The following is a 20917-nucleotide window of genomic DNA, read 5'->3' as shown; positions in this document are numbered from 1 at the left end:
ACCCCAGCCCGATCCCGGACAAATCCCCGCTCGTCCCCGCTCCTGCCGCCGGTCGGCGGGGCGGCCGGCGGGGATCGGTCCGTGATCGGAAAGGCACGTCCGGGGCGTGCGCTACGGTCTTACCGACCAACCCGCAGCGAAGCCGGTGCGAAACCGGCGCTGTCCCGCAACTGTGATGCCCCGCCTGGTCACCGGCTTCCGGCCGGTGCCGCCGCGGCGGACGAGCCAGGTCGCCTGCGCCGGATGGTCGCGACACGCGCTCTCGAGGAAGGGCGCCTCGCGGACGGGCGCCCGGGCTCCCTGTCGGCGAAGCACCACCCTCGACCGACAGGAGGACACATGTTCAGACGCACCCCCCGGCTCTTCGCCGCGACCCTCGCGGTCGCCGCGCTCGCCCTCGGCGCCTGTGCCGAGAAGACCGCCGACGACACCCCCGCCGCCGGCGCCAGCTCGTCGGCCGTCTTCCCGGTCACCGTCGGGTCCCTGACGCTGGAGAAGCGGCCCGAGAAGATCGTCTCGCTGTCGCCGACGGCCACCGAGATGCTCTTCGCGATCGGCGCCGGCGAGCAGGTCACCGCCGTCGACGACAACTCGAACTACCCGGCGGAGGCACCGAAGAGCGACCTCTCCGGCTACCAGCCGAACGCCGAGGCGATCGCCGGCAAGAGCCCCGACCTGGTGGTGCTCGCCAACGACACCAACAAGATCGTCGATCAGCTCACCGCGCTGAAGATCCCGGTCTTCCACACCCCTGCGGCGACCACGCTGGACGACTCGTACCGGCAGATCACCGACCTCGGCGCGCTCACCGGGCACGCCGACCAGGCGGCCGACGTGACCAGGCGGATGAAGGACGACATCGCCAAGCTGGTCGCCGACCTGCCGCAGCGGTCGGAGAAGCTCACCTACTTCCACGAGCTGGGCCCGGAGCTCTACACCGCCACCAGCAAGACCTTCATCGGCTCGCTCTACACGATGGCCGGGCTGGAGAACATCGCGGACCCGGCCGACGCCGACGGGAAGAACGGCGGCTACCCGCAGCTCTCCCAGGAGGTCATCGTCAAGGCCGACCCGGACTTCGTCTTCCTCGCCGACACCAAGTGCTGCCAGCAGAGCGCCGAGACGGTCAAGGCCCGCAGCGGCTGGGCGGCCGTCACCGCCGTGAAGAACAACCAGATCGTGGCGCTGGACGACGACATCGCCTCGCGCTGGGGCCCGCGCGTGGTGGACCTGCTCCGGGCCATCATCGACGCGGTCGCCAAGGTGCCCGCGTGACGGTTCCCCGCCGATGACCCGGGCGCTCCGGACGGCACCACCGACCCGGCGGGCCGGGACGCTCCCCGCGTCCCGGCCCGTCGGGCTGCGGCTGCGTTGGCTGGTCGCCGGCGTCGCCGCGGTGCTGGTCGCCCTGGTCGCCGGGGTGTCGCTCGGCCCGGTCAGCCTGCCGCCGGGCAGCGTCGCGGCCGAGCTGCTCAACCTCATCCCCGGGGTACGCCTCGACAGCGGGCTGACCGAGCGGGAGATCGCCATCGTCACCGAGCTGCGGCTGCCCCGGGCGGTGCTCGGCCTGCTGGTCGGCGGGCTGCTCGCCCTGGCCGGCGGCTGCTACCAGGGGGTGTTCCGCAACCCGCTGGCCGACCCGTACCTGCTCGGGGTGGCGGCCGGAGCCGGGCTCGCGGTCACCGCGGTGATCACCCTCGGCGTCGGTGCCGGTGGTGCGCTCAGTGGCCTGCCGCTCACCATCCCGCTGGCCGCGTTCGTCGGCGCGGTCGGTGCGGTGCTGATGACGTACCTGCTCGGCGCCTCGGGCGGGCGGAGTCGTTCGCCCGCCACCCTGATCCTGGCCGGGGTGGCCGTCTCCGCGTTCCTCTCCGCCGGGCAGACGTACCTGTTGCAACGCAACGCCGACAGCATCCAGCAGGTCTACTCCTGGCTGCTCGGGCGGCTGGCCACCGCCGGCTGGCAGGACGTCCGGCTGGTGCTGCCGTACTTCCTGCTGACCGCCGTGGTGGTGCTGCTGCACCGGCGGGAGCTGGACGTCCTCTCGGTCGGCGACGACGAGGCGGCCAGCCTGGGGCTGCACCCGCAGCGCTCCCGCTACCTGCTGATCGCCGCCGCCTCGCTGGGCACCGCCGCCGCGGTCTCCGCGTCCGGCCTGATCGGCTTCGTCGGGATCATCGTGCCGCACACCGTGCGGCTGCTCGCCGGGTCCAGCTACCGGGTGATCCTGCCGCTGTCGCTGCTGTTCGGCGGCGCCTTCCTCGCGTTGACCGACGTGGTGGCCCGCACCGTCGCCGCTCCCGCCGAGATCCCGATCGGGGTGGTCACCGCGCTGCTCGGCGGGCCGTTCTTCGTGCTGGTGCTGCGCACCTCGCGGCGGGTGCTGTCGTGAGCGGCCCCGCCGTCGCGGTACGCGACCTGCACGTCAGTCTGGACGGCGTACCGATCCTGGCCGGTGTCGACCTGACCGTCGCCCCCGGCGAGTGGGTCACCGTGATCGGCCCGAACGGCGCCGGCAAGTCGACCCTGCTGCGCGCCGTCGGCGGCCTGCTGGCCACGCCGGGCGCCGTCTCCCTCTTCGGTACGCCGAGCGAGGCGCTGCGCCGCCGCGACCGGGCCCGGGTGGTGGCCACCGTGGCCCAGTCCCCGGTCGTGCCGCCCGGCATGACGGTGCTCGACTACGTCCTGCTCGGCCGGACCCCGTACATCCCGCCGCTGGGCCGGGAGTCCGCCGCCGACCTGGCCGCCGCGCACGACGTGCTCGACCGGCTCGACCTCACCGGCTTCCACGACCGGGAGCTGGCCACCCTCTCCGGGGGCGAGCGGCAGCGGGTCTTCCTGGCCCGGGCGCTCGCCCAGGGCGCCACCCTGCTGCTGCTCGACGAGCCGACCAGCGCGCTGGACATCGGCCACCAGCAGGAGGTGCTGGAGCTGGTCGACCAGCTGCGCCGGGCGCACGGCCTGACCGTGCTCGCCACCATGCACGACCTCTCCGTCGCCGGCGAGTACGCCGACCGGATGGTGCTGCTCGCCGACGGCCGGGTGGTCGCCAGCGGCACTCCCCGCGAGGTGCTCACCGAGCAGCTGCTCGCGGAGCACTACCGGGCAAGCGTGCGGGTGGTGGACGGCGAGCACGGGCCGCTGGTGGTGCCGGTGCGGCCGGAGCCGCGTACGGTCAGGGCGGAGTAGTCCCGAGGATCGAGAAGAACACACCCTGTGGATCGGTGAGCACGGCGAACCGGCCCCGCGCCAGATCTGTCGGCTGAACGGCGAGCGTCCCGCCCAACCGTAGCGCCTCGGCGGCGACGGTGTCGGTGTCGGTGACCGCGAAGTAGACCATCCAGTGGGACGGAAGGTCACCCCAATCCTCGCCGATCATGGGCATCATCCCGGCAACCGGGCGGCCATCCAGCTGCCAGGTGGTGTAGGTGGTCTGGCCCATGGGTTGGTCGTCCGCCGTCCAGCCGAACACCGACCCGTAGAACTCCTTCGCCCGGTCCCACTCCCGCGTGGTCAGCTCGGCCCAGGTCAACGAGCCGGGTACGTCGAACACCTCGGCCCCCGGCATGCCGAGCGACTGCCACACCCCGAACGGCGCCCCGGCCGGGTCGGCGAAGAGCGCCGTCCGCCGGGAGCCGGTGACGTCGAACGGCTCGGTCAGGATCCGGCCGCCGGCGGCGCTCACCCGCTGGCCGGCCCCGTCGGCGTCGTCGGTCGCCAGGTAGGGCGTCCAGGCGGGCGGCCGTTGCGGGCCAGCCCCCAGCCCGGCACCGGCCACCGGTCTGCCCTGCTGGTGGAAGACGAGGTGAGCGTCAGCCGGGGGTTGCCGGTCCGCCTCGGCGACGGCCCAGCCGAACAGGGGCGCGTAGAAGCGCGCCGCGCCGGCGAGGTCGGTGGTGGCCAGGTCGACCCAGGCGGGTGCCCCCGGTGAAATATCCGTCATGGCTTCGGCTTGGCTTCCTCTGCTCGTGGGCGATTCTGGGTGGGACGGCGGGCGGGCCGTACAGCCGACGGCCGTCAGCCGGCATCAGGGCTGGCGAGGGCGATGACGTTGAAGAGGGCTCCCTGCGGGTCGCGGAGGGCGGCGTAGCGGCCAGCCGGGATGTCCTGGGGCGGGACCAGGATGGTGCCGCCCAGCTCGGCGGCGCGGGCGGCCGCCGCGTCCGCGTCGACCACCGCGAAGTACACCGACCAGTAGGCGGGCGAGTCCGCCGGGAACTCGTCGCCGAGCGGCGGCATCATCCCGGCGACGATCCGGGTGCCCAGCCGCCAGCCGGTGTAGGTGATCGGCCCCATCGGCTGGTCGTCCGGCTGCCAGCCGAAGACCAGCTCGTAGAAGACCTTCGCGCCTTCCGGGTCGGGGGTGACCAGCTCCGTCCAGCTCAGCGCGCCCGGCACGTCGAACACCTCGGCGCCGGGCATCGCCATGGGCTGCCAGACGCTGAACGCCGCGCCGGCCGGGTCGGCGAAGACCGCCATCCGCCCCCGGTCGAAGACCTCGAACGGCGGCACGACCACCTGCCCACCGGCCCGCTCGACGCGGCCGGCCACCAGGTCGGCGTCGTCGGTCGCCACGTACGTCGACCAGATCGGCACCTGGTCGGGGATGGCCGGGGGGCCGGCGCCGACCACCGCCTGTCCAGCCAGCAGGAAGACGGTGTAGCCGCCCGCCTCGGGCTCCGGAGCGATCCGTCCGGTCCAGCCGAACAGCTCCGGGTAGAAGCGCCGCGCGTCGGTGAGATCGGGGGTGGCGAGATCGGCCCAGCAGGGCGTGCCCGGCGGGACGGTACTCACGTCGGCCCCTCTCGGCTGGGGGCGGCCACGCCGGCACGCCCTGCCGGCATCGTGGCACCGTGCCGCCGCCGTACGGGGTGGAATCGGACCAAAGGTCAGCTGAACCGGCGACCCTCGTCGCGCCGGTACGCCCATCCGGCCAGCGCGGCGAGGCCCACCACCCAGGCGCCGAGCATGATCATCGACAGCGGGTTCAGCGGGTATTCGCCCACCGCCGCCCACATCAGCTCCACCGCTCCCCGGGTCGGCAGGTACGGCGCGACCGCCTCGATGAAGCCGGGCGCCTGGTCCGGGGCGGAGAGCAGGCCGCCGCCGAAGGCGAGCGGGAAGAAGACCAGCTGTGCCACCACGATCGCGGCCTTGCTCGGCAGCGAGTAGCCGATGGCGAGCCCCATCAGCGTGAACGGCACCGACACCACGGCGACGGTGGCCAGGGCCAGCAGGAAGGCCGCCGGGCTGACCCGCGCTTCGGTCAGCGTCGCCCCGATCACCACCACCGGGATCAGCGACAGGTAGGTGAGCACCAGCCTGGCCATCACCCGACCGGCGAAACGCGGCGCCGGCCCCGCCGGCAGGGTCCGGGTGTACGGGCTCCACGGCTGGTCGCGGTCCTCGGCCACGCCGACGCCGTACTGGAAGATGTTCGCGCTCATCACCGAGAAGGTGACCATCGACGCAGTGGCGTAGGTGGCGGCCACCGGGTCCTTCCCGGCGAACGGCACCACGAAGAAGAGCATCGCGGCGGCCGGGAAGAAGGCGCTGCCGAACACGGCGACCGGGATCCGCATGGTCTCCAGCAGCTGGTAGCGGGCGTGGACCAGGGTGAGCTGCATGGAAGTCCCTCAGACGGTGGCCGGTCGACCGGCCCGGTTCGTGGCGGTCGGCTGGCCGCCGGTCGTGGTGAGGGCGAGGAACGCCTCTTCCAGCGAGGTGGGTCGGACCTCCAGGTCGGCGAAGGCCACCCCGGCGATGACGAGCTCGCGTACCAGTTGGTCGGAGTCGGTGGTGAGCAGGTGGGTACGGCCGTCCACGCGTTCGGTGCGGACCACGCCGGGCAGCGCGGGCAGCTCGTCGGCCACCAGGCTGACCCGCCGTACGCCGACGATGCCCCGGACCGCCGCGACCGTGTCGTCGGCCAGCACCCGGCCGTGCCCGATCACCACCACCCGGTGCGCCAGCGCCTCGACCTCCTCAAGGTAGTGGCTGCTCAGCAGGACCGTGCCGCCGTCCTCGTGGAACGCCCGGATCGCGTCCCAGAGGGTGCGCCGGGCCTCGACGTCCAGGCCGGTCGTCGGCTCGTCGAGCAGTGCCAGCCGGGGTCGGCCGACGAAGGCGAGTGCCACCGCGAGCCGGCGGCGCTGCCCGCCGGAGAGGCCACCGGTCTGCCGGCGGGCCAGCTCGGCCAGCCCGAACCGGTCGAGCAGCTCGCCGCGGGGGACCGGGTCGGGGTAGTGGGCGGAGACGAAGTCGACCACCTCACCGACGCGCAGCGTGCCGGGCAGGCCGGTCTCCTGCGGAGTGACCCCGATCCGCTGCCGGCTCGCCGGGGTGCGCGGGTCGCCGCCGAACAGCTCCACCCGCCCGGCGGTGGGGCGGCGCAGCCCGGTGAGCAGGTTGAGCAGCGTGCTCTTGCCGGCGCCGTTCGGGCCCAGCAGCCCGACCAGCTCACCGGCGTGCACGTCGAGGTCGACCCGGTCCAGGGCGAGGACGTCGCCGTACCGGCGGCTGGCCTCGACGGCGCGGGCGAGGATCATGGCGGCTCCCTGGCGACACCGGGTGCGGTCGGACACGGCTCAGGTGTACCTCTCCGGGGCAACCGTCGGCGTTCCGGGCGGGGGCGGCCGACCCGCTCACCCCCTGCGGCGCTGGTGCGGCTCAGCGCAGCTCGGCGGGAAGCGGCGCGCTGTGCAGCACCGACAGCCGGGACACCGCCCGGGTGAGCACCACGTAGAGACGGTGCAGGCCGCGCGGCTCGGCCGCCACGATCGCGGCCGGTTCGACGACGATGACGTGGTCGTACTCCAGGCCCTTGACCAGGGTGGCCGGCACCACGGTGACCCGCGCCCCGGCCGTCGGGTCGTCGGCCGTGGCGGTCTCCATGCCCGCGGCGGCCAGCGCCGCGCGGAGCCCGTCGACCGCGGCGTCCGCGGCGATCACCGCAATCGACCCCTCGTACGCGAGCGCCGCGCGTACCTCGGCCATCGTCGCGGTGGACAGGTCGCTGACGGTACGCACGTCCAGCGCGCCGTCGCGGCGCAGCGACTCGGCCGGCGGTACGTCGACCGCGAGCGCCGGCAGCAGCCGGTTGGCGAACGCGACCACGGCGGCCGGCACCCGGAAGCCGACCGTCAGCGGGACCACGGTGGCATCCGGCTTGCCCAGGTGGACCAGGGACTCCCGCCAGTCGGTGGCGGCCCACGGCGCGGTGCCCTGGGCCAGGTCACCGAGGAGGGTGATCGACCCGTGCTCGCTGCGCCGGGCGATCGCCCGGCACTGCATCGGCGAGAGGTCCTGCGCCTCGTCCACCACGACGTGCCCGAAACCGGCCGGCCGTTCGATCAGCCCGGCCGCCTCGTCGATCAGCACCGCGTCGGCGGCGGTCCATTTCGCGGTCTTGGCGGTACGCGGTGTCTTCGCCCAGGTCAGCAGCGCCTGCTCGTCGATGTTGAGCAGCCCATCCGCTGCCGCGGCGAGCCGGCCGGGATCCGCGAGCAGCGCGTGCACCAGCCCTTCCGGGGTGAGCGCCGGCCAGACCGCGTCCAGGAAGTCGGTGACCGGGCGGGACCTGCCCATCCGGCGCAGCCAGGTGTCGCTCGGTGACTCGGCGCGCCGCGCCTCGGCCTGCCGTTGCAGCAGGCTCACCACCCGGGCCCGGACCCGTTCCCGGCCGATGCCGTACGGCAGCCCCTCACGGCGGGTCTCCGCAACCACCCGGTGCAGCGCCTCCAAGCCGATCCGCCACCGGAACGAGCCGTCGGAAACCATGATCGGCTCGATCGGCTCGCCGATGTGCGCGTCGACCGCCCGGCGCAGCACCTCCGCCATTCGCGCGTCGTGCTTGACGGCCGCGACCGCCGGGACGTCGACCGCCCGCGCCGGCGCCCGGCCGACCAGGTCCTCCACCGTGGCCTGCTCGACCTCCACCTCGCCGAGGGCGGGCAGCACCGCGGCGATGTACGACAGGAAGGCCCGATTCGGCCCGACGATGAGCACGCCGGACCGGCGCAGCCGCTCCCGGTGCAGGTAGAGCAGGTACGCGGCCCGGTGCAGCCCGACGGCCGTCTTGCCGGTGCCCGGCGCCCCCTGCACGCAGATCGAGTCGGCCAGATCGGCGCGGACCAGCTCGTCCTGCTCGGGCTGGATGGTGGCGACGATGTCGCGCATCGGCCCGACGCGCGGCCGCTCGATCTCCGCGGTGAGGATGCGGCTGGCCGTGCCGAGTTCCTCGCCGCGGTCGAGGTGCTCGTCCTCGAAGCTGGTCAGCATCCCGTTGCTGAACCCGAACCGGCGCCGGACCCTGACGCCCTGCGGGTCGCGCGCGCTGGCCCGGTAGAACGCCCGGGAGACCGGCGCCCGCCAGTCCAGCACCAGCGGCTCACCCCGCTCGTCGGTGACGTGCCGCCGCCCTACGTGGTACCGCCGCCCGGCGTGATCGGCCCAGCCGTACCCACCGTCGCCCGGCCGGCCGTCGAGCCGGTCGCCGCCGGGCGGGTTGTCTGCTGCATCGCCGGGCCGGCCGTTCGCTGCGGGCCGGCTGTTCGCCGCGTCGCCGGGCCGGCTGTCCGCCGCGTCGCCCGCCCGGTCGCCAGCGCCCGCGTGGCTGCCGTGTTCGGGCGAGGCGTCGGCGGTCGTGGGGCCGAAGTCGAGGCAGCCGAAGAACAGCGGCGTGGTCGGGTCGTCGGCGAGCTCGGCGACCCGGCGGGCCAGGGTGCGGCCCAGCGTCTCGGCCGCGTACGCGTCACCGGCCACCTGGTCGCCGGTGGCGAAGAGCGCCTCCGCGCGTTCCCGCATCCGGCGCAGCGCGGCCCGGGACGCGGCGAGGTGATCGCGTTCGGCGGCGAGGTCGTGGTCAAGATCGAGATCGAGTGCGGTCACGCTGATTGCCCCTCGAGGTCATCTGCTGATCGCTCGCGTGTCCGGCGGGCGGATGGCCAGCCCCCGGCGCGGGACGTCCGTTCCGGTGCCACCGCACCCTGGCCGTCGAAGCGACCTGACAGCCTACGCGCGACCCGAACTCTCCTCCACCGAATTTGCGTCTCTCCGGACGTCCTGCGTCCTGCTCCGAGAGATCGATCTTGACCCGATCCGGTCGGTCGCACCGCATATCGAGGCCCGGCCGGGACGGCGGGGTCGGTGACAGGGGCGGCGAGTGGCCGGGATCATGGGGGGATGACGGAGGCCAGCCCCGAGCAGCGCCGGGTGACCATCACTGATCCGCAGGTGATGCGGGCCCTGGCCCACCCGGCCCGGCTCGAAATCATGGAACATCTGACCACGGTGGACGGCGGGGCCACGGCGACGGAGTGTGCGGAAATCGTGGGTCTGTCCCCGAGCGCGACCAGCTACCACCTCCGGGCGCTGGCCCGGTTCGGCCTGGTGGAGCAGGCGCCCGGTCGCGGGGACGCCCGTGAGCGGGTGTGGCGCAGCACGGTGCGGTCCTGGGGTGTCGACGCCGGGCGGTCGGCGGAGCCGGAGGCCCGCGCGGCCGAGCGGGCGCTGGTGGATACCTGGCTGGCCCGCGACCTGGAACGCAGCCGGGACTGGCTGCGCCGCGCCCCGGACGAGTCGGACGAGTGGTACGCGGCGGCGCAGATGTCGGACCACCTGCTGATGGTCACCGCCGAGGAGCTGACCGAACTCAACGCGGCGGTGTACCGATTGTTCGAGCCGTACCGGAAGCGGACCCGGGCGGCTCCTCCGGAGGGCGCCCGCCGGGTCGCGGTGCAGTACAAGGCGCTGCCGCTGGACTGACAGGGGGTTGAGTCAGCAGGTGTGAAGGATTATTTTCGAAGTATGTCCTTCACATCTGCCGGCTCGCGTTGGCCGGACGTCTGGCTCGCCACCGCCGCCCGGGGCATCTCGAGCTGTGGGGACTTCCTCGCCGCGAGTGCGCTCACCCTGGCGTTGCAGTCCGCCGGGGCGGGCGGGCTCGCCGTCTCCGGCCTGCTGCTCGCCGCGACCCTGCCGCTGGTGGCGTTCGCCCCGCTGACCGGGCGGTTGGCCGACCGGGTGGACAGCCGCACCCTGCTGGTGGCCGCCGGGCTGGCCCAGGCCGGCATCTGCCTCGCCCTCGCGTACGCCTCGCACCCGGCGCTGGTCATCCTGCTGGTGGGGCTGCTCGCCACCGGCCTCGCCGTCACGCAGCCGGTGCTCTCGGCGCTGGTGCCGGCGATGGTGCGCGCCGAGGACCTGCCCCGGGCCAGCGCGCTGCACCAGTCCGCCGGCATGCTCGGCGCGCTCGCCGGTCCGGCGCTGGCCGGCGTGCTGGTGGGCGAGTTCGGCGCCCGCCTGCCGCTGCTCGTCGACGCCGGCAGCTACCTCGCGTTGGTGGCGGCCGGGCTGCTGATCCATACCCGCAGGGGAGGGCGCCGGGGCGCGGAGCCGGCGGCGGCCCGTGGTGCGACCACGCCGCCCACCTGGCGGCTGCGCCAGGATCCGCTGCTGCTCGCGATGGTGGCCAGCGTCGCCGGGGTGGTCGGCGCGGTCGGGGCGATCAACGTGGTCGAGGTGTTCTTCATCCGCGAGACGCTGGGCAGTTCGACCACCGTCTACGGCGTGGTGACCGGTGCCTGGACGCTCGGCATCCTGGCCGGCGCGTGGCTCTTCGCGCGGGTGGTCCGGCGGCTCAGCCGGGACGCCACGCTGGTCCGGGCGGGCCTGGTGCTGCTCGGGGGCTGCTGTGCCATGGTGCTGGCCTCGGCGGCTGTGCCGTCCGCCCTGCTGCTCGTGCCGATCTGGCTGGTCGGCGGCGTCCTCAACGGCGGCAACAACGTCTTCACCAATGTGCTGCTGGCCCGCCGGGTGCCGGAGGCCGCCCGGGGGCGCGCGTACGCCTTCTTCGGTGCGGCGGTGCAGGGCGCCGCGATGGTCGGCTACCTGGCCGGCGGTCTGCTGCTGGAGGTGGCCGCGCCCCGGCCGCTGGTCGCCGGCTGCGGGGTGGCCGGGCTGCTGGTGGTCGCCGCCGTCGCGGTGCCCCTCGGCCGCGCGGTCCGGGCGGCCGCACCGCTGGCCACGTCCGCGCCGGCCGGCGTCCGGGCCGGGTCGGCGGCCACGTCCGCGCCGGCACGGCCGTTGCCGGCGGGTCTGGCACCGGCCGAGGGAGTTCGGCCGGCGCAGCCCGCCGAGGCCGGGGCGGGTGCGGGGTCGGCCACTCCGGAGCCGGCCGGGTGAGCCGCGGCCGGGCGGCGGGGATACGGTCGGGGCATGGCTGAGCACGTCGCACGTCCCCGAGTCGGGCACATCCAGTTCCTGAACTGCCTGCCCATCTACTGGGGTCTGATGCGCTCCGGCGCCCTGATCGACGTGGACCTGCACAAGGATTCGCCGGACCGGCTGAGCGCGGCGCTGGTCGCCGGTGACCTGGACATCGGCCCGATCTCGCACGTCGAGTACCTGCGGCACGCCGACGAGCTGCTGCTCCTGCCCGACCTGGCGGTCGGCAGCGACGGCCCGGTGCTGTCGGTGAACATCGTCTCCACCCGGCCGCTGGCCGACCTGGACGGCGCCCGGGTGGCGCTCGGTTCGACGTCGCGTACCGGGGTGTTGCTGGCCCAACTGCTGCTCGGCGAGCGGTACGGGGTCCGCCCCGAGTACTTCCGCTGCCCGCCGGATCTGACGCAGATGCTGCTGGAGGCCGACGCCGGGGTGCTGATCGGTGACGTGGCGCTGCGCGCCCTCTACGAGACGCCGCGTCGCGGCCTGCAGGTGACCGACCTCGGGCAGGCCTGGCGGGAGTGGACCGGGCTGCCCATGGTGTTCGCCGTCTGGGCGGTACGCCGGGACTTCGCGGCCGCCCACCCGGGCCTGGTCAAGGAGGTGCACGAGGCGTTCCTGCGCTCCCGCGACCTCTGCCTGGCCGAGCTGGACCAGGTGGCGGAGGCGGGTGCACGCTGGGAGCCGTTCGACGCGGAGACGTTGGCCTCGTACTTCCGGGTGCTGGACTTCTCGCTCGGCGACCGGCAGGTGGCCGGCCTGCGCGAGTTCGCCCGCCGGGCCGCGACGCTCGGCGCCGTCCCGGCCCTGCCGGCGGGCGGCCCCGAGTTCTTCGCCGGCTGACCGGCGACGCCCGGTCAGGAGGCGTCGCGGAGGAGCGCCTCGGTGATCTTCTGGCAGTTCTTCATGCCGTACTCGTAGCCCATGTCGATCGGGTAGCGGACCATCACACCCATCGTCCAGGTGTCGCCGATGGCCAGGCAGTTGATGTGCATCTCCTGCTCCCGGGTCCGGTCGACCCAGCCGTTCTTGATCGCGATGTTCTTGCGCTCCGCGGCCGGGAACGCCTTCCGGATGCCGAAGTCGCCCGTGCCGCGGACCAGCCGCATCTCGTTGAGCAGCCACCTGGTCCACTTCGGGCCGGCGGCCCGGCCATCGGCGATGCACTCGCCCAGCCGGGCGGTGTCCCGCGGCGACAGCTTCGTCCGGCTCCAGCCGCCGTCGCTGGCGGCGCTGCTGTCGGTCAGCTCGCACATCGAGATCAGCCGTTTGATCGAAGCGGACCGGCCGACGGTGTTGTAGAACTGCTCGGCCCGGGTGTTGTCGCTGTCCCGGATGATCTTCGTGGCGTCGGCCAGCTTGGCGTCGCTCGGGGTCTGCCCGGCGTCGGCGGCGCGGCGTAGATAGTCGGCGACGATCCAGGACTTGATCAGCGAGGCGGTGGTGCTGGTCTCGTCCATGTTGTCCGAACCGATGATCTCGCCAGTGCGGCGGTCCAGCACGCTCCAGGCGTACCAGCCCTCGATGTCCAGATCCAGGTCCGTGGCCTCGAACGGAAGCGGCTCCAGCGTCTTGCTCGGGCTGGGCGTGGGCGACGGCCGCGAGCTGCGGTCGGTGGGCGTGCCGGTGGAGCGGTCACCGGAGCTGCCGGCGTCGCCCCACTTCGCGGCGGCGGTGGACTCGAAGGGGGAGCCGGGGAGCAGGCGCAGGGACACCAGCACCAGACCGATCAGGATCACCGCGACGGCGATGAGCTTCAGCGGCGACGTCTCGCCGCGCCCGGCCCGGCGCTTAGCCATCAGAGCTTCCCGACCGGCTGCTGCGGCACCTTGAGCGCGGCGCCGGGCTGTGGGGTCACCAGCTGGCTGGCGACGCTGGCGCAGGTCTGCGCGCCGTACTTCAGCCCGCTCTTCTGCGGATAGCGCAGCATCACGGCGAGGCTCCACTTGTCGGTGACCGCGAGGCAGTTCACGTGCCAGTTGCCGTCGTAGTTGAGCGGCGTCCAGCCGTTCTTGATGCTGATCGGGCCCTGCGCCAGGATGGACTTGGGCAGGCCGTCGATGATCCCCCAGCGGCCGCCGCCGGAGCGGGCCTTCTGGTCCTTGCTGGCGGTGGTGCCCCGGACCTTGCTCATCTCGTCCAGCAGGTACGCCGTCCACGTGGGCCCGGCGGCGGTGCCGTCGGCGACGCAGTCGGCGAGGCGGACCGCGTCGCGCGGGGACATCCGGGTGAAGCTCCACCAGCCGACGTAGCCCGGCACGTTGCCCGGCTTGGTCTCGGTGAGCCCGCAGGTGCTGGTCATCCGCTTGATGGTCGCGGAGCGGCCGATCGCGCTGTAGAGGGCGTTGGCCGCGTCGTCGTTGCTGTCCCGGATGGCGGTGGAGATCTGCTTCTTCCGCTCGGCGCTCAGCGGCTTGTCGCCGAGCTGGCGGAGGTAGTCGGCGGCGAACCAGACCTTGATCATCGATTCGGTGGAGCTGGTCGAGGCCATGTTCTTCGAGCCGGAGATCTCGCCGGTCTGCCGGTCCATCAGGGCCCAGGAGAAGAACTCGCCCGTGAAGTTCACCGCAACCGGCCCCGCGGCCAGAGTCGGCGGCGGAGGCGCGGTGGGCGGGGGCGCCGAGACGCTCTCCGCGCCGCCCCCGCCGCCCCCGGCGCCGTCGTCGCCAGCGAGCCGGGCGTACGCGGCGGGAACGAGCAGGACGCCACCGAGGAGGACCGCCATGACGGCGAGCACCATGGTCACGCGGGGTCGCATGAGTGGGTGAACTCCAGATGTCAGGGCCGGGGGGACCGGCTTGTTGTCCGGGCGGATCGGCGGCTCGCCGAGGCGGGGGGTTTGCGGCCTCTGCCGGGAGGCGATCGTCGGCAGCCGATCGGTGTGACCGGGGGAAGTCTACGTCCGGAAAAGCGACGCGCCAGGACCTGACACCTGGCAACTTGCCATGAAGGCGGGACATCGGAGCCCTATGCGGCTTCTGGGATGATTCATCTTTGACCGGTGACTCAAGTCACAGCGACTTCGTCCACGCAGCGTGGTCGGACGGCAACGAAAGGTGCCGGCGGAATCCTGTTACACCCTCTGGTGTCATGAGTCGTCAGCTGTAACACTTGGTGGCATGTATGGCAACGACTTCTCCCCCGGGGACGCACCCGGCGGCGGCCTCCTCGGCGAGGTCGAGGCGGCCGAAGCGGCGCTGCGGGATGCTGCCGAGCGCGGGCGGCGCGGCGGCGCGCCCGGGGCGGACGGCGACCTCGCCGAGTACTTCGCCCAGGTCGTCGACGCCGACCAGAAGATCGAGCCACGCGACTGGATGCCCGAGGCGTACCGGAAGACGCTGATCCGGCAGATCGCCCAGCACGCCCACTCCGAGATCATCGGGATGCAGCCGGAGGGGAACTGGATCAGCCGAGCCCCGTCGCTCAAACGCAAGGCGATCCTGCTCGCCAAGGTGCAGGACGAGGCCGGGCACGGCCTCTACCTCTACGCCGCCGCCGAGACCCTCGGCGTCAGCCGGGACGAGCTGGTCGACCTGCTGCTCGCCGGTCGGCAGAAGTACAGCTCGATCTTCAACTACCCCACGCTGACCTGGGCCGACGTGGGTGCCATCGGCTGGCTGGTGGACGGCGCGGCGATCGTCAACCAGGTGCCGCTGTGCCGCTGCTCCTACGGGCCGTACGCCCGGGCGATGATCCGGATCTGCAAGGAGGAGTCGTTCCACCAGCGGCAGGGCTACGAGATCCTGCACACCCTCGCCCATGGCACCCCGGCGCAGAAGGCGATGGCCCAGGACGCGGTCGACCGCTGGTGGTACCCGTCCCTGGCCATGTTCGGCCCGCCGGACACCGACTCCACCCACTCCGCGCAGTCGATGGCCTGGAAGATCAAACGCTTCTCCAACGACGAGCTGCGCCAGCGCTTCGTCGACATGTGCGTGCAGCAGGCGGACATCCTCGGGCTGACCATCCCCGATCCCGACCTGCGCTGGAACGACGAGCGGCAGTCGTACGACTTCACCCAGCCGGACTACGACGAGCTGATGCGGGTGATCTCCGGCGACGGGCCGTGCAACCGGCAGCGGACGGCGCACCGCCGCCGGGCCCACGCCGAGGGCGCCTGGGTCCGGGAGGCCGCCACGGCGTACGCCGCCAAGCGCGCGCAGCAGCGGAAGGAGAAGGTGGCAGCGTGAGCGAGCGCAGCGAACAAGCGGGACAGCTCACCGCGAAGGCGGAGCCGTCCCCCCTGTGGGAGGTCTTCGTGCGGGCCCGGCGCGGGCTGTCGCACACCCACGTCGGCAGCCTGCACGCGCCGGACGCCGAGCTGGCCCTGCGCAACGCCCGGGATCTCTACACCCGGCGCCAGGAGGGGGTGTCGATCTGGGTGGTGCCGGCGAGCGCGATCACCGCCTCCAGCCCCGACGAGAAGGACGCCTTCTTCGACCCGGCGGCGGACAAGGTCTACCGCCACCCCACCTTCTACGAGGTGCCGGACGGGGTGGCCCACCTGTGAGGGGTCCCTTCGAGTTCACCCTCGCCCTCGGCGACGACGCGCTCATCGCGGCGCAGCGGCTGGCCGAGTGGACCACCCGCGCGCCGGAGATGGAGGAGGACGTCGCGCTGGCCAACATCGCCCTCGACCAGCTCGGCGCGGCCCGGCTGCTGCTGACGTACGCGGGCGAGCTGGAGGGGGCCGGCCGGGACGAGGACGCCCTGGCGTTCCTCCGCGACGACCGCGAGTTCCGCAACTGCCTGCTGGTCGAGCTGCCCAACGGCGACTTCGCAGTCACCATGGCGAAGCTGTTCCTCCTGTCGGCGTACCAGCTGCCGCTCTACACGGCGCTGGCCGGCTGCGCCGACGAGCGGCTGGCGGCGATCGGGGCGAAGGCCCGCAAGGAGTCGGCGTACCACCTCGACCACGCCGCGCTCTGGGTGAAGCGGCTCGGTGACGGCACCGAGGAGTCGCACCGCCGGATGCGGGACGCGGTCGACCAGCTGTGGCCGTACGTGGCCGAGCTGTTCGCGGCGAACCCGGCGGCGCCGGTCGACCCGGCCACCCTGCGGGCCGACTTCGACGCCACCGTCGACGCCGTGCTGGCCGAGGCCACCCTCACCCGGCCGGAGACCGGCTGGGCGCCCGCCGGCGGCCGGGACGGGGTGCACACCGAGCACCTGTCGTACCTGCTCGCCGAGATGCAGGTGCTGCACCGCGCCCACCCGGGGGCACGCTGGTGACGACTCCGAGGGAGGCCGTGGCGGCGGTGGTGGACCCCGAGATCCGGGTGGTCACCATCGACGAACTCGGCATCCTGCGGGCGGTCGACGAGGACCCGGCCTCCGGGCGGGTGGTCGTCACCATCACCCCCACCTACACCGGCTGCCCGGCGATGGACGTGATCCGCGCCGACATCCGCCGGGCGCTCGCCGCCGCCGGTCACCCCGACGCCGAGATCCGCACGGTCTACCGCCCCGCCTGGAGCACCGACTGGATCTCCGACACCGGGCGGGCGAAGCTGGCCGCCGCCGGGATCGCCCCGCCGGCGCCGGTGCGTCCGGGCAACGCCGTGCCGCTGACCCTGTCGGTCCGCTGTCCACGCTGCGGGTCGCCGGAGACCGAGCAGGTCAGCCGGTTCGGCTCCACCGCGTGCAAGGCGCTCTGGCGCTGCCGTTCCTGCTCCGAACCCTTCGACCACCTGAAGGCGCTGTGACAGTCACCATCACCCGGCCGGTGCGTCGCCGGCCGGTCTTCCACCCGCTGCCGGTCGCCGCCGTCGACCGGCTCACCGACGACGCCGTGGCGATCACCTTCGCCGTGCCGGAGGACCTGCGGCCCATCTTCGCGTTCTCCGCCGGCCAGCACCTCACCGTGCGTCGCACCGGCGACGGCGGCGAGGACGTGCGCCGGTCGTACTCCATCTGCTCCACCCCGGACGACCTGGCCCGGCACGGCCGGCTGCGGATCGGGGTGCGGGAGATTCCCGGCGGGGCCTTCTCCGCGTACGCCTGCGCGGCGCTGCGGGACGGCGACATCGTCGAGGTGCTGCCCCCGCTGGGCAACTTCACCACGGCGTTCGTGCCGGACCGGGTCCGCCACTACGGCGCGGTCGTCGCCGGCTCGGGCATCACCCCGGTGCTGTCGCTGGTCGCGACCGCGCTGGCCGTCGAGCCGGCCAGCACCGTCACCCTGGTGTACGGCAACCGCACGGCGAACACCGTGATGTTCGCCGAGGAGCTGGCCGACCTGAAGGACCGCTATCCGACCCGGCTGCATCTGGTGCACGTGCTCTCCCGGGAGCAGAGCGAGTCGCCGCTGCTGTCCGGGCGGATCGACGCCGACCGGCTGGGCCGGCTGCTGGACACCATCGTGCCGGGGGACGCGGTCGACGAGTGGTTCCTCTGCGGCCCGTACGGCATGGTGGTCGACGCCCGGGCGGTGCTGGCCGCGCGCGGGCTGCCGGAGTCGGCGGTGCACACCGAACTGTTCCACGTCGACGCGCCGCCGGAGCCGGTGCGCCGCCCCGGCGACGAGCCCGGCGCCGGCGCGGAGGTGACCATCGTGCTGGACGGCCGCTCGTCGACCTTCACGATGGGGCGCGACGAGCGGGTGCTGGACGCCGCGCTCAAGGTTCGCGGTGAGCTGCCGTACGCCTGCAAGGGCGGGGTCTGCTCGACCTGTAAGGCGAAGGTTGTCGACGGTCAGGTGACGATGGCCCGCAACTACGCTCTGGAGCCCGACGAGCTGGCCGCCGGCTACGTTCTCACCTGCCAGTCCAGCCCCACCACCGCTCGCCTGACGGTCGACTACGACGCGTGACCGGCCCCGCCGGCTCGGCCGGTGGGGTGCGGGTCACCGGTGGTGGTACCCGGTGCGGGGCGGCGGAGGGCCGACGTAGGCTCGGGGCGTGACGGTGAGCCGGGAGATCGACGACATCCTGCAGCGCGGCGCGGACGGCGGGCGGATCACGCCCGAGGAGGCCCTGCTGCTCTACACCGAGGCCCCCTTCCACGCCCTCGGCGAGGCGGCCGACGCGGTACGCCGGCGGCGCTACCCGGACAACATCGTCACGTACCTGATCGACCGCAACATCAACTACACCAACGTCTGCGTGACCGCGTGCAAGTTCTGCGCGTTCTACCGGGCGCCGAAGCACCGGGAGGGTTGGACCCACCCCACCGAGGAGATCCTGCGCCGCTGCGGTGAGGCGGTCGAGCTGGGCGCCACCCAGGTCATGCTCCAGGGCGGGCACCACCCGGACTACGGCGTGGAGTACTACGAGGAGCTCTTCTCCTCGGTCAAGAAGGCGTACCCGCAGCTCGCCATCCACTCGATCGGCCCGAGCGAGATCCTGCACATGGCGAAGGTCTCCGGCGTCAGCCTCGACGAGGCGATCGCCCGGATCAAGGCGGCCGGGCTCGACTCGATTGCCGGGGCCGGCGCCGAGATGCTGCCCGAACGGCCCCGCAAGGCCATCGCCCCGCTCAAGGAGTCGGGCGAGCGTTGGCTGGAGGTCATGGAGCTGGCCCACCGGCAGGGCGTGGAGTCCACCGCCACGATGATGATGGGCACCGGCGAGACCGCCGCCGAGCGGATCGAGCACCTGCGGATGATCCGGGACGTGCAGGACCGCACGGCGGGCTTCCGGGCCTTCATCCCGTGGACGTACCAGCCGGAGAACAACCACCTCAAGGGCCGCACCCAGGCCACCACCTTGGAATACCTGCGGCTGGTCGCGGTGGCCCGGCTCTTCTTCGAGACCGTGCCGCACCTGCAGGCGTCCTGGCTGACCACCGGAAAGGACGTCGGTCAGCTCGCGCTGCACATGGGCGTGGACGACCTCGGCTCGATCATGCTGGAGGAGAACGTGATCTCCTCCGCCGGTGCGCGGCACCGGTCCAACCTGCACGAGCTGATCGGGATGATCCGCTCGGCGGACCGGATCCCGGCCCAGCGGGACACCCTCTACCGCCGGCTCGCGGTGCACCACATCCCGGCGGACGACCCGACCGACGAGCGGGTGGTTTCGCACTTCTCCTCGATCGCGCTGCCGGGCGGCGGCGCCGGGACGTCCCTGCCGCTGGTCGAGGCGCGCTGATCCCGCCGGTCGGCGGAGACCCGCGGGACTCCCGCCCCTGACCTGCGGTGTGGCAGTCCCGGCGCCGGGCCGATCGGCTGATGCCGGCCGGCCGTACGGCCGGGCCCGCCGGTCCGGGTGTGCCGGCTGTCGGACAGCTGGTCCGCGTGACCCAGCAATCCGGACGATCCTGGGGCGACCATCGGTCGGACCGGTGCCGGCCGGCGGCGCCGGGGGTGGCGTGGATGATCGCCGACGGTTAACGTGCGGGCCGCGTACTTCTCGCCGCCACGGTCGTTATCTCTCCGGACGGGTGCCCCGATGCTGGTCACGGATGGTGTGATGGTCCTGGTGGCGCGCGCCGGCCCGGGTCGCCGGTTGCGGGCGACGGGAGGCCGACGACCAACGGTCTGTCCTCCATCGGCCCACGAGGGCCGTTCACATAACGCACAGCGGTGCGGGCGGGATGGGTGACCATCCCGCCCGCATTGTCCGCGCCGGCCAACCGGACGGACGAAACGTGACCGCGATGCTGGCGTGGCGCATCGGCCTTCGATAACGTCCGCTCGGTTCCGCAACCATCAACTGTCTTCCCTAACCCCGGGGGATCGATGAACCTGTTCCACCGCTCGGCCCTGGCCCGTGCCGGTGCCGTGGCCCTGCTCGCGGCCGGCGGCCTGACCGCCGTGGCCGCTCCCGCGCACGCCGCCGACCAGGCGGATCTGCAGCTGATCCCGCTCAGCTACGAGCTGGCCAAGGGCGTCAAGGAGGCCAAGGCCAAGCCATTCAAGTTCCAGGTCGACAACACCCGCGGCACGGTCGACGCCAAGGACGTGCGGGTCACTGTGGAGACCAAGGGCCTCAAGGACCGCAAGGTCGGTGTGCTGGTGCCGGACGGCTGCGACGTCGACGGCACCACCTTCAGCTGCCTCCTCGGCGACCTGGCCGGAGGCACCACCGAGGACTTCGGTATCCCGCTCTTCTCCACCGGCGGCCGCGGCGACGCCGGCACCCTGGTCGTCACCATCACCGCCGCGACCCCGGACCCGAATCTCGACGACAACGAGGTCGAGCACGACGTCCACGTCGCGAGGCCCGGCTACGACCTCACCACGTGGGTGCAGGATGTCTACGCGGACGTCGAGGTCGACGGCGACGAGGCCGACGAGGCCGGGCTCAAGCCGGTCAAGCCCGGTGACACCGCCCCGCTGGACTGGGCGGTCTACAACGACGGCAGCCGCAAGGCGACCGGGATCGCGTACGGCATCACCCTGCCCGCCGGTGTGACCTTCGCGGAGCTGCCGGAGGGCTGCGTCGAGCAGGAGCTCGGCGGCCTCGCCCACGCGTACTGCGAGGACTCAGGCGCGGTGCTGCGGCCGGGGCAGTTCTACACCGCCGACGTGCGGGTGACGGTCGGCGCGGACGTCACCGAGCCGGTGCTGCGGCCGGGCTTCCTCTTCGCCGCCGGGCTCGACGGCGCCCAGGGGCAGCCGGAGGAGTCGCCGCAGGTGGCCAGCGGGGCGCAGCGCAAGGCGTTCACTGAGACCGACCCCGTCGACAACATCGCGCAGTTCGACGTGTTCGTCGACCTGTCGGTGCAGCCGACCCCGACGCCCACCCCG

20 protein-coding genes and 1 riboswitch are annotated in these 20917 nt (G+C 73.1%); of the genes, 13 read left to right on the top strand and 7 right to left on the bottom strand.

The annotated features are described in order from the left end of the window. Positions 1 to 141 precede the first annotated feature (141 nt). Positions 142 to 230: riboswitch (cobalamin riboswitch) on the top strand. A 109-nt stretch (positions 231 to 339) separates the two neighbouring features. Genes C1I99_RS15000 through C1I99_RS14990 form a run of 3 tightly spaced genes read left to right on the top strand, consistent with a single transcriptional unit; the run spans position 340 to position 3189 of the window. After that, entirely contained in the window at positions 340 to 1275 is a 936-nt protein-coding gene (locus tag C1I99_RS15000) for an ABC transporter substrate-binding protein (protein ID WP_111134840.1), read from the top strand. A 13-nt stretch (positions 1276 to 1288) separates the two neighbouring features. Further along, positions 1289 to 2392, top strand: a complete 1104-nt coding sequence (locus C1I99_RS14995) for a FecCD family ABC transporter permease (RefSeq protein WP_111134839.1) — start codon at positions 1289 to 1291, stop codon at positions 2390 to 2392. Then, positions 2389 to 3189, top strand: a complete 801-nt coding sequence (locus tag C1I99_RS14990) for an ABC transporter ATP-binding protein (protein ID WP_111134838.1) — start codon at positions 2389 to 2391, stop codon at positions 3187 to 3189. Before C1I99_RS14995 ends, C1I99_RS14990 begins: the two co-directional genes overlap by 4 nt. On the opposite strand, the gene C1I99_RS14985 is transcribed toward C1I99_RS14990, so the two are convergent. The 5 genes from C1I99_RS14985 to C1I99_RS14965 all read right to left on the bottom strand — a co-directional run bounded on the left by C1I99_RS14985 (position 3176) and on the right by C1I99_RS14965 (position 8889). Then, positions 3176 to 3943: a VOC family protein gene (locus C1I99_RS14985; protein ID WP_111134837.1), complete on the bottom strand. Its 768-nt coding sequence runs from the start codon at positions 3941 to 3943 to the stop codon at positions 3176 to 3178. The two genes, C1I99_RS14990 and C1I99_RS14985, sit on opposite strands and share 14 nt — an antisense overlap. 74 nt (positions 3944 to 4017) lie before the next feature. Continuing rightward, a complete protein-coding gene (locus C1I99_RS14980; RefSeq protein WP_111134836.1) occupies positions 4018 to 4794 on the bottom strand; it encodes a VOC family protein in 777 nt (258 codons plus the stop codon). Positions 4795 to 4889: 95 nt separating this feature from the next. Continuing rightward, complete coding sequence (locus C1I99_RS14975; RefSeq protein ID WP_111134835.1) at positions 4890 to 5627, bottom strand: ABC transporter permease; 738 nt, start codon at positions 5625 to 5627, stop codon at positions 4890 to 4892. A 9-nt stretch (positions 5628 to 5636) separates the two neighbouring features. Beyond that, complete coding sequence (locus C1I99_RS14970; protein WP_111134834.1) at positions 5637 to 6548, bottom strand: ABC transporter ATP-binding protein; 912 nt, start codon at positions 6546 to 6548, stop codon at positions 5637 to 5639. 121 nt (positions 6549 to 6669) lie between these two features. After that, positions 6670 to 8889, bottom strand: coding sequence for a HelD family protein (locus C1I99_RS14965; protein WP_233512510.1), 2220 nt, complete (start codon positions 8887 to 8889; stop codon positions 6670 to 6672). 294 nt (positions 8890 to 9183) lie between these two features. On the opposite strand from C1I99_RS14965, the gene C1I99_RS14960 reads away from it, so the two are divergent. From C1I99_RS14960 to C1I99_RS14950, 3 genes are read left to right on the top strand one after another with little or no spacing between them, the layout of a single operon-like run. Continuing rightward, complete coding sequence (locus C1I99_RS14960) at positions 9184 to 9765, top strand: ArsR/SmtB family transcription factor (protein WP_111134833.1); 582 nt, start codon at positions 9184 to 9186, stop codon at positions 9763 to 9765. Positions 9766 to 9807: 42 nt separating this feature from the next. Further along, the gene (locus tag C1I99_RS14955; protein ID WP_111134832.1) at positions 9808 to 11184 is read left to right on the top strand and encodes an MFS transporter; all 1377 of its coding nucleotides are present in this window, start codon (positions 9808 to 9810) and stop codon (positions 11182 to 11184) included. A gap of 33 nt (positions 11185 to 11217) precedes the next feature. Next, a complete protein-coding gene (locus C1I99_RS14950) occupies positions 11218 to 12069 on the top strand; it encodes a menaquinone biosynthetic enzyme MqnA/MqnD family protein (protein ID WP_111134831.1) in 852 nt (283 codons plus the stop codon). Between the two features lie 14 nt (positions 12070 to 12083). On the opposite strand, the gene C1I99_RS14945 is transcribed toward C1I99_RS14950, so the two are convergent. Continuing rightward, a complete protein-coding gene (locus C1I99_RS14945; RefSeq protein ID WP_111134830.1) occupies positions 12084 to 13025 on the bottom strand; it encodes a serine hydrolase in 942 nt (313 codons plus the stop codon). Continuing rightward, complete coding sequence (locus C1I99_RS14940; protein ID WP_111134829.1) at positions 13025 to 13984, bottom strand: serine hydrolase; 960 nt, start codon at positions 13982 to 13984, stop codon at positions 13025 to 13027. The genes C1I99_RS14945 and C1I99_RS14940 overlap by 1 nt, the downstream gene beginning before the upstream one ends. Before the next feature lie 361 nt (positions 13985 to 14345). Between C1I99_RS14940 and paaA the strand changes: the two genes are divergently transcribed. The 7 genes from paaA to C1I99_RS14900 form a co-directional block, all read left to right on the top strand. Then, complete coding sequence (gene paaA, locus C1I99_RS14935; protein ID WP_111134828.1) at positions 14346 to 15416, top strand: 1,2-phenylacetyl-CoA epoxidase subunit PaaA; 1071 nt, start codon at positions 14346 to 14348, stop codon at positions 15414 to 15416. Beyond that, the gene (gene paaB, locus C1I99_RS14930; protein ID WP_111134827.1) at positions 15413 to 15736 is read left to right on the top strand and encodes a 1,2-phenylacetyl-CoA epoxidase subunit PaaB; all 324 of its coding nucleotides are present in this window, start codon (positions 15413 to 15415) and stop codon (positions 15734 to 15736) included. The genes paaA and paaB overlap by 4 nt, the downstream gene beginning before the upstream one ends. Beyond that, positions 15733 to 16458: a 1,2-phenylacetyl-CoA epoxidase subunit PaaC gene (gene paaC, locus C1I99_RS14925; protein ID WP_111134826.1), complete on the top strand. Its 726-nt coding sequence runs from the start codon at positions 15733 to 15735 to the stop codon at positions 16456 to 16458. Before paaB ends, paaC begins: the two co-directional genes overlap by 4 nt. Then, positions 16455 to 16931, top strand: coding sequence for a 1,2-phenylacetyl-CoA epoxidase subunit PaaD (gene paaD, locus C1I99_RS14920; RefSeq protein WP_111134825.1), 477 nt, complete (start codon positions 16455 to 16457; stop codon positions 16929 to 16931). Before paaC ends, paaD begins: the two co-directional genes overlap by 4 nt. Beyond that, entirely contained in the window at positions 16928 to 18037 is a 1110-nt protein-coding gene (paaE, locus tag C1I99_RS14915) for a 1,2-phenylacetyl-CoA epoxidase subunit PaaE (protein WP_111134824.1), read from the top strand. The genes paaD and paaE overlap by 4 nt, the downstream gene beginning before the upstream one ends. Positions 18038 to 18125: 88 nt before the next feature. Continuing rightward, positions 18126 to 19316 (top strand): cyclic dehypoxanthinyl futalosine synthase, encoded by a 1191-nt coding sequence (gene mqnC, locus C1I99_RS14910; RefSeq protein WP_111134823.1) that lies wholly within the window; start codon positions 18126 to 18128, stop codon positions 19314 to 19316. A 590-nt stretch (positions 19317 to 19906) separates the two neighbouring features. Next, the coding region (locus tag C1I99_RS14900; RefSeq protein ID WP_111134821.1) for a cell wall anchor protein at positions 19907 to 20917 on the top strand (1011 nt) is incomplete at its 3' end.

The sequence above is a fragment of the Micromonospora deserti genome (assembly GCF_003236335.1).
GTDB classification, from domain to species: domain Bacteria; phylum Actinomycetota; class Actinomycetes; order Mycobacteriales; family Micromonosporaceae; genus Micromonospora; species Micromonospora deserti.
The sequence above is the reverse complement of the archived record's forward strand: the minus strand, read 5'-3'. Positions and strand labels throughout refer to the sequence as shown.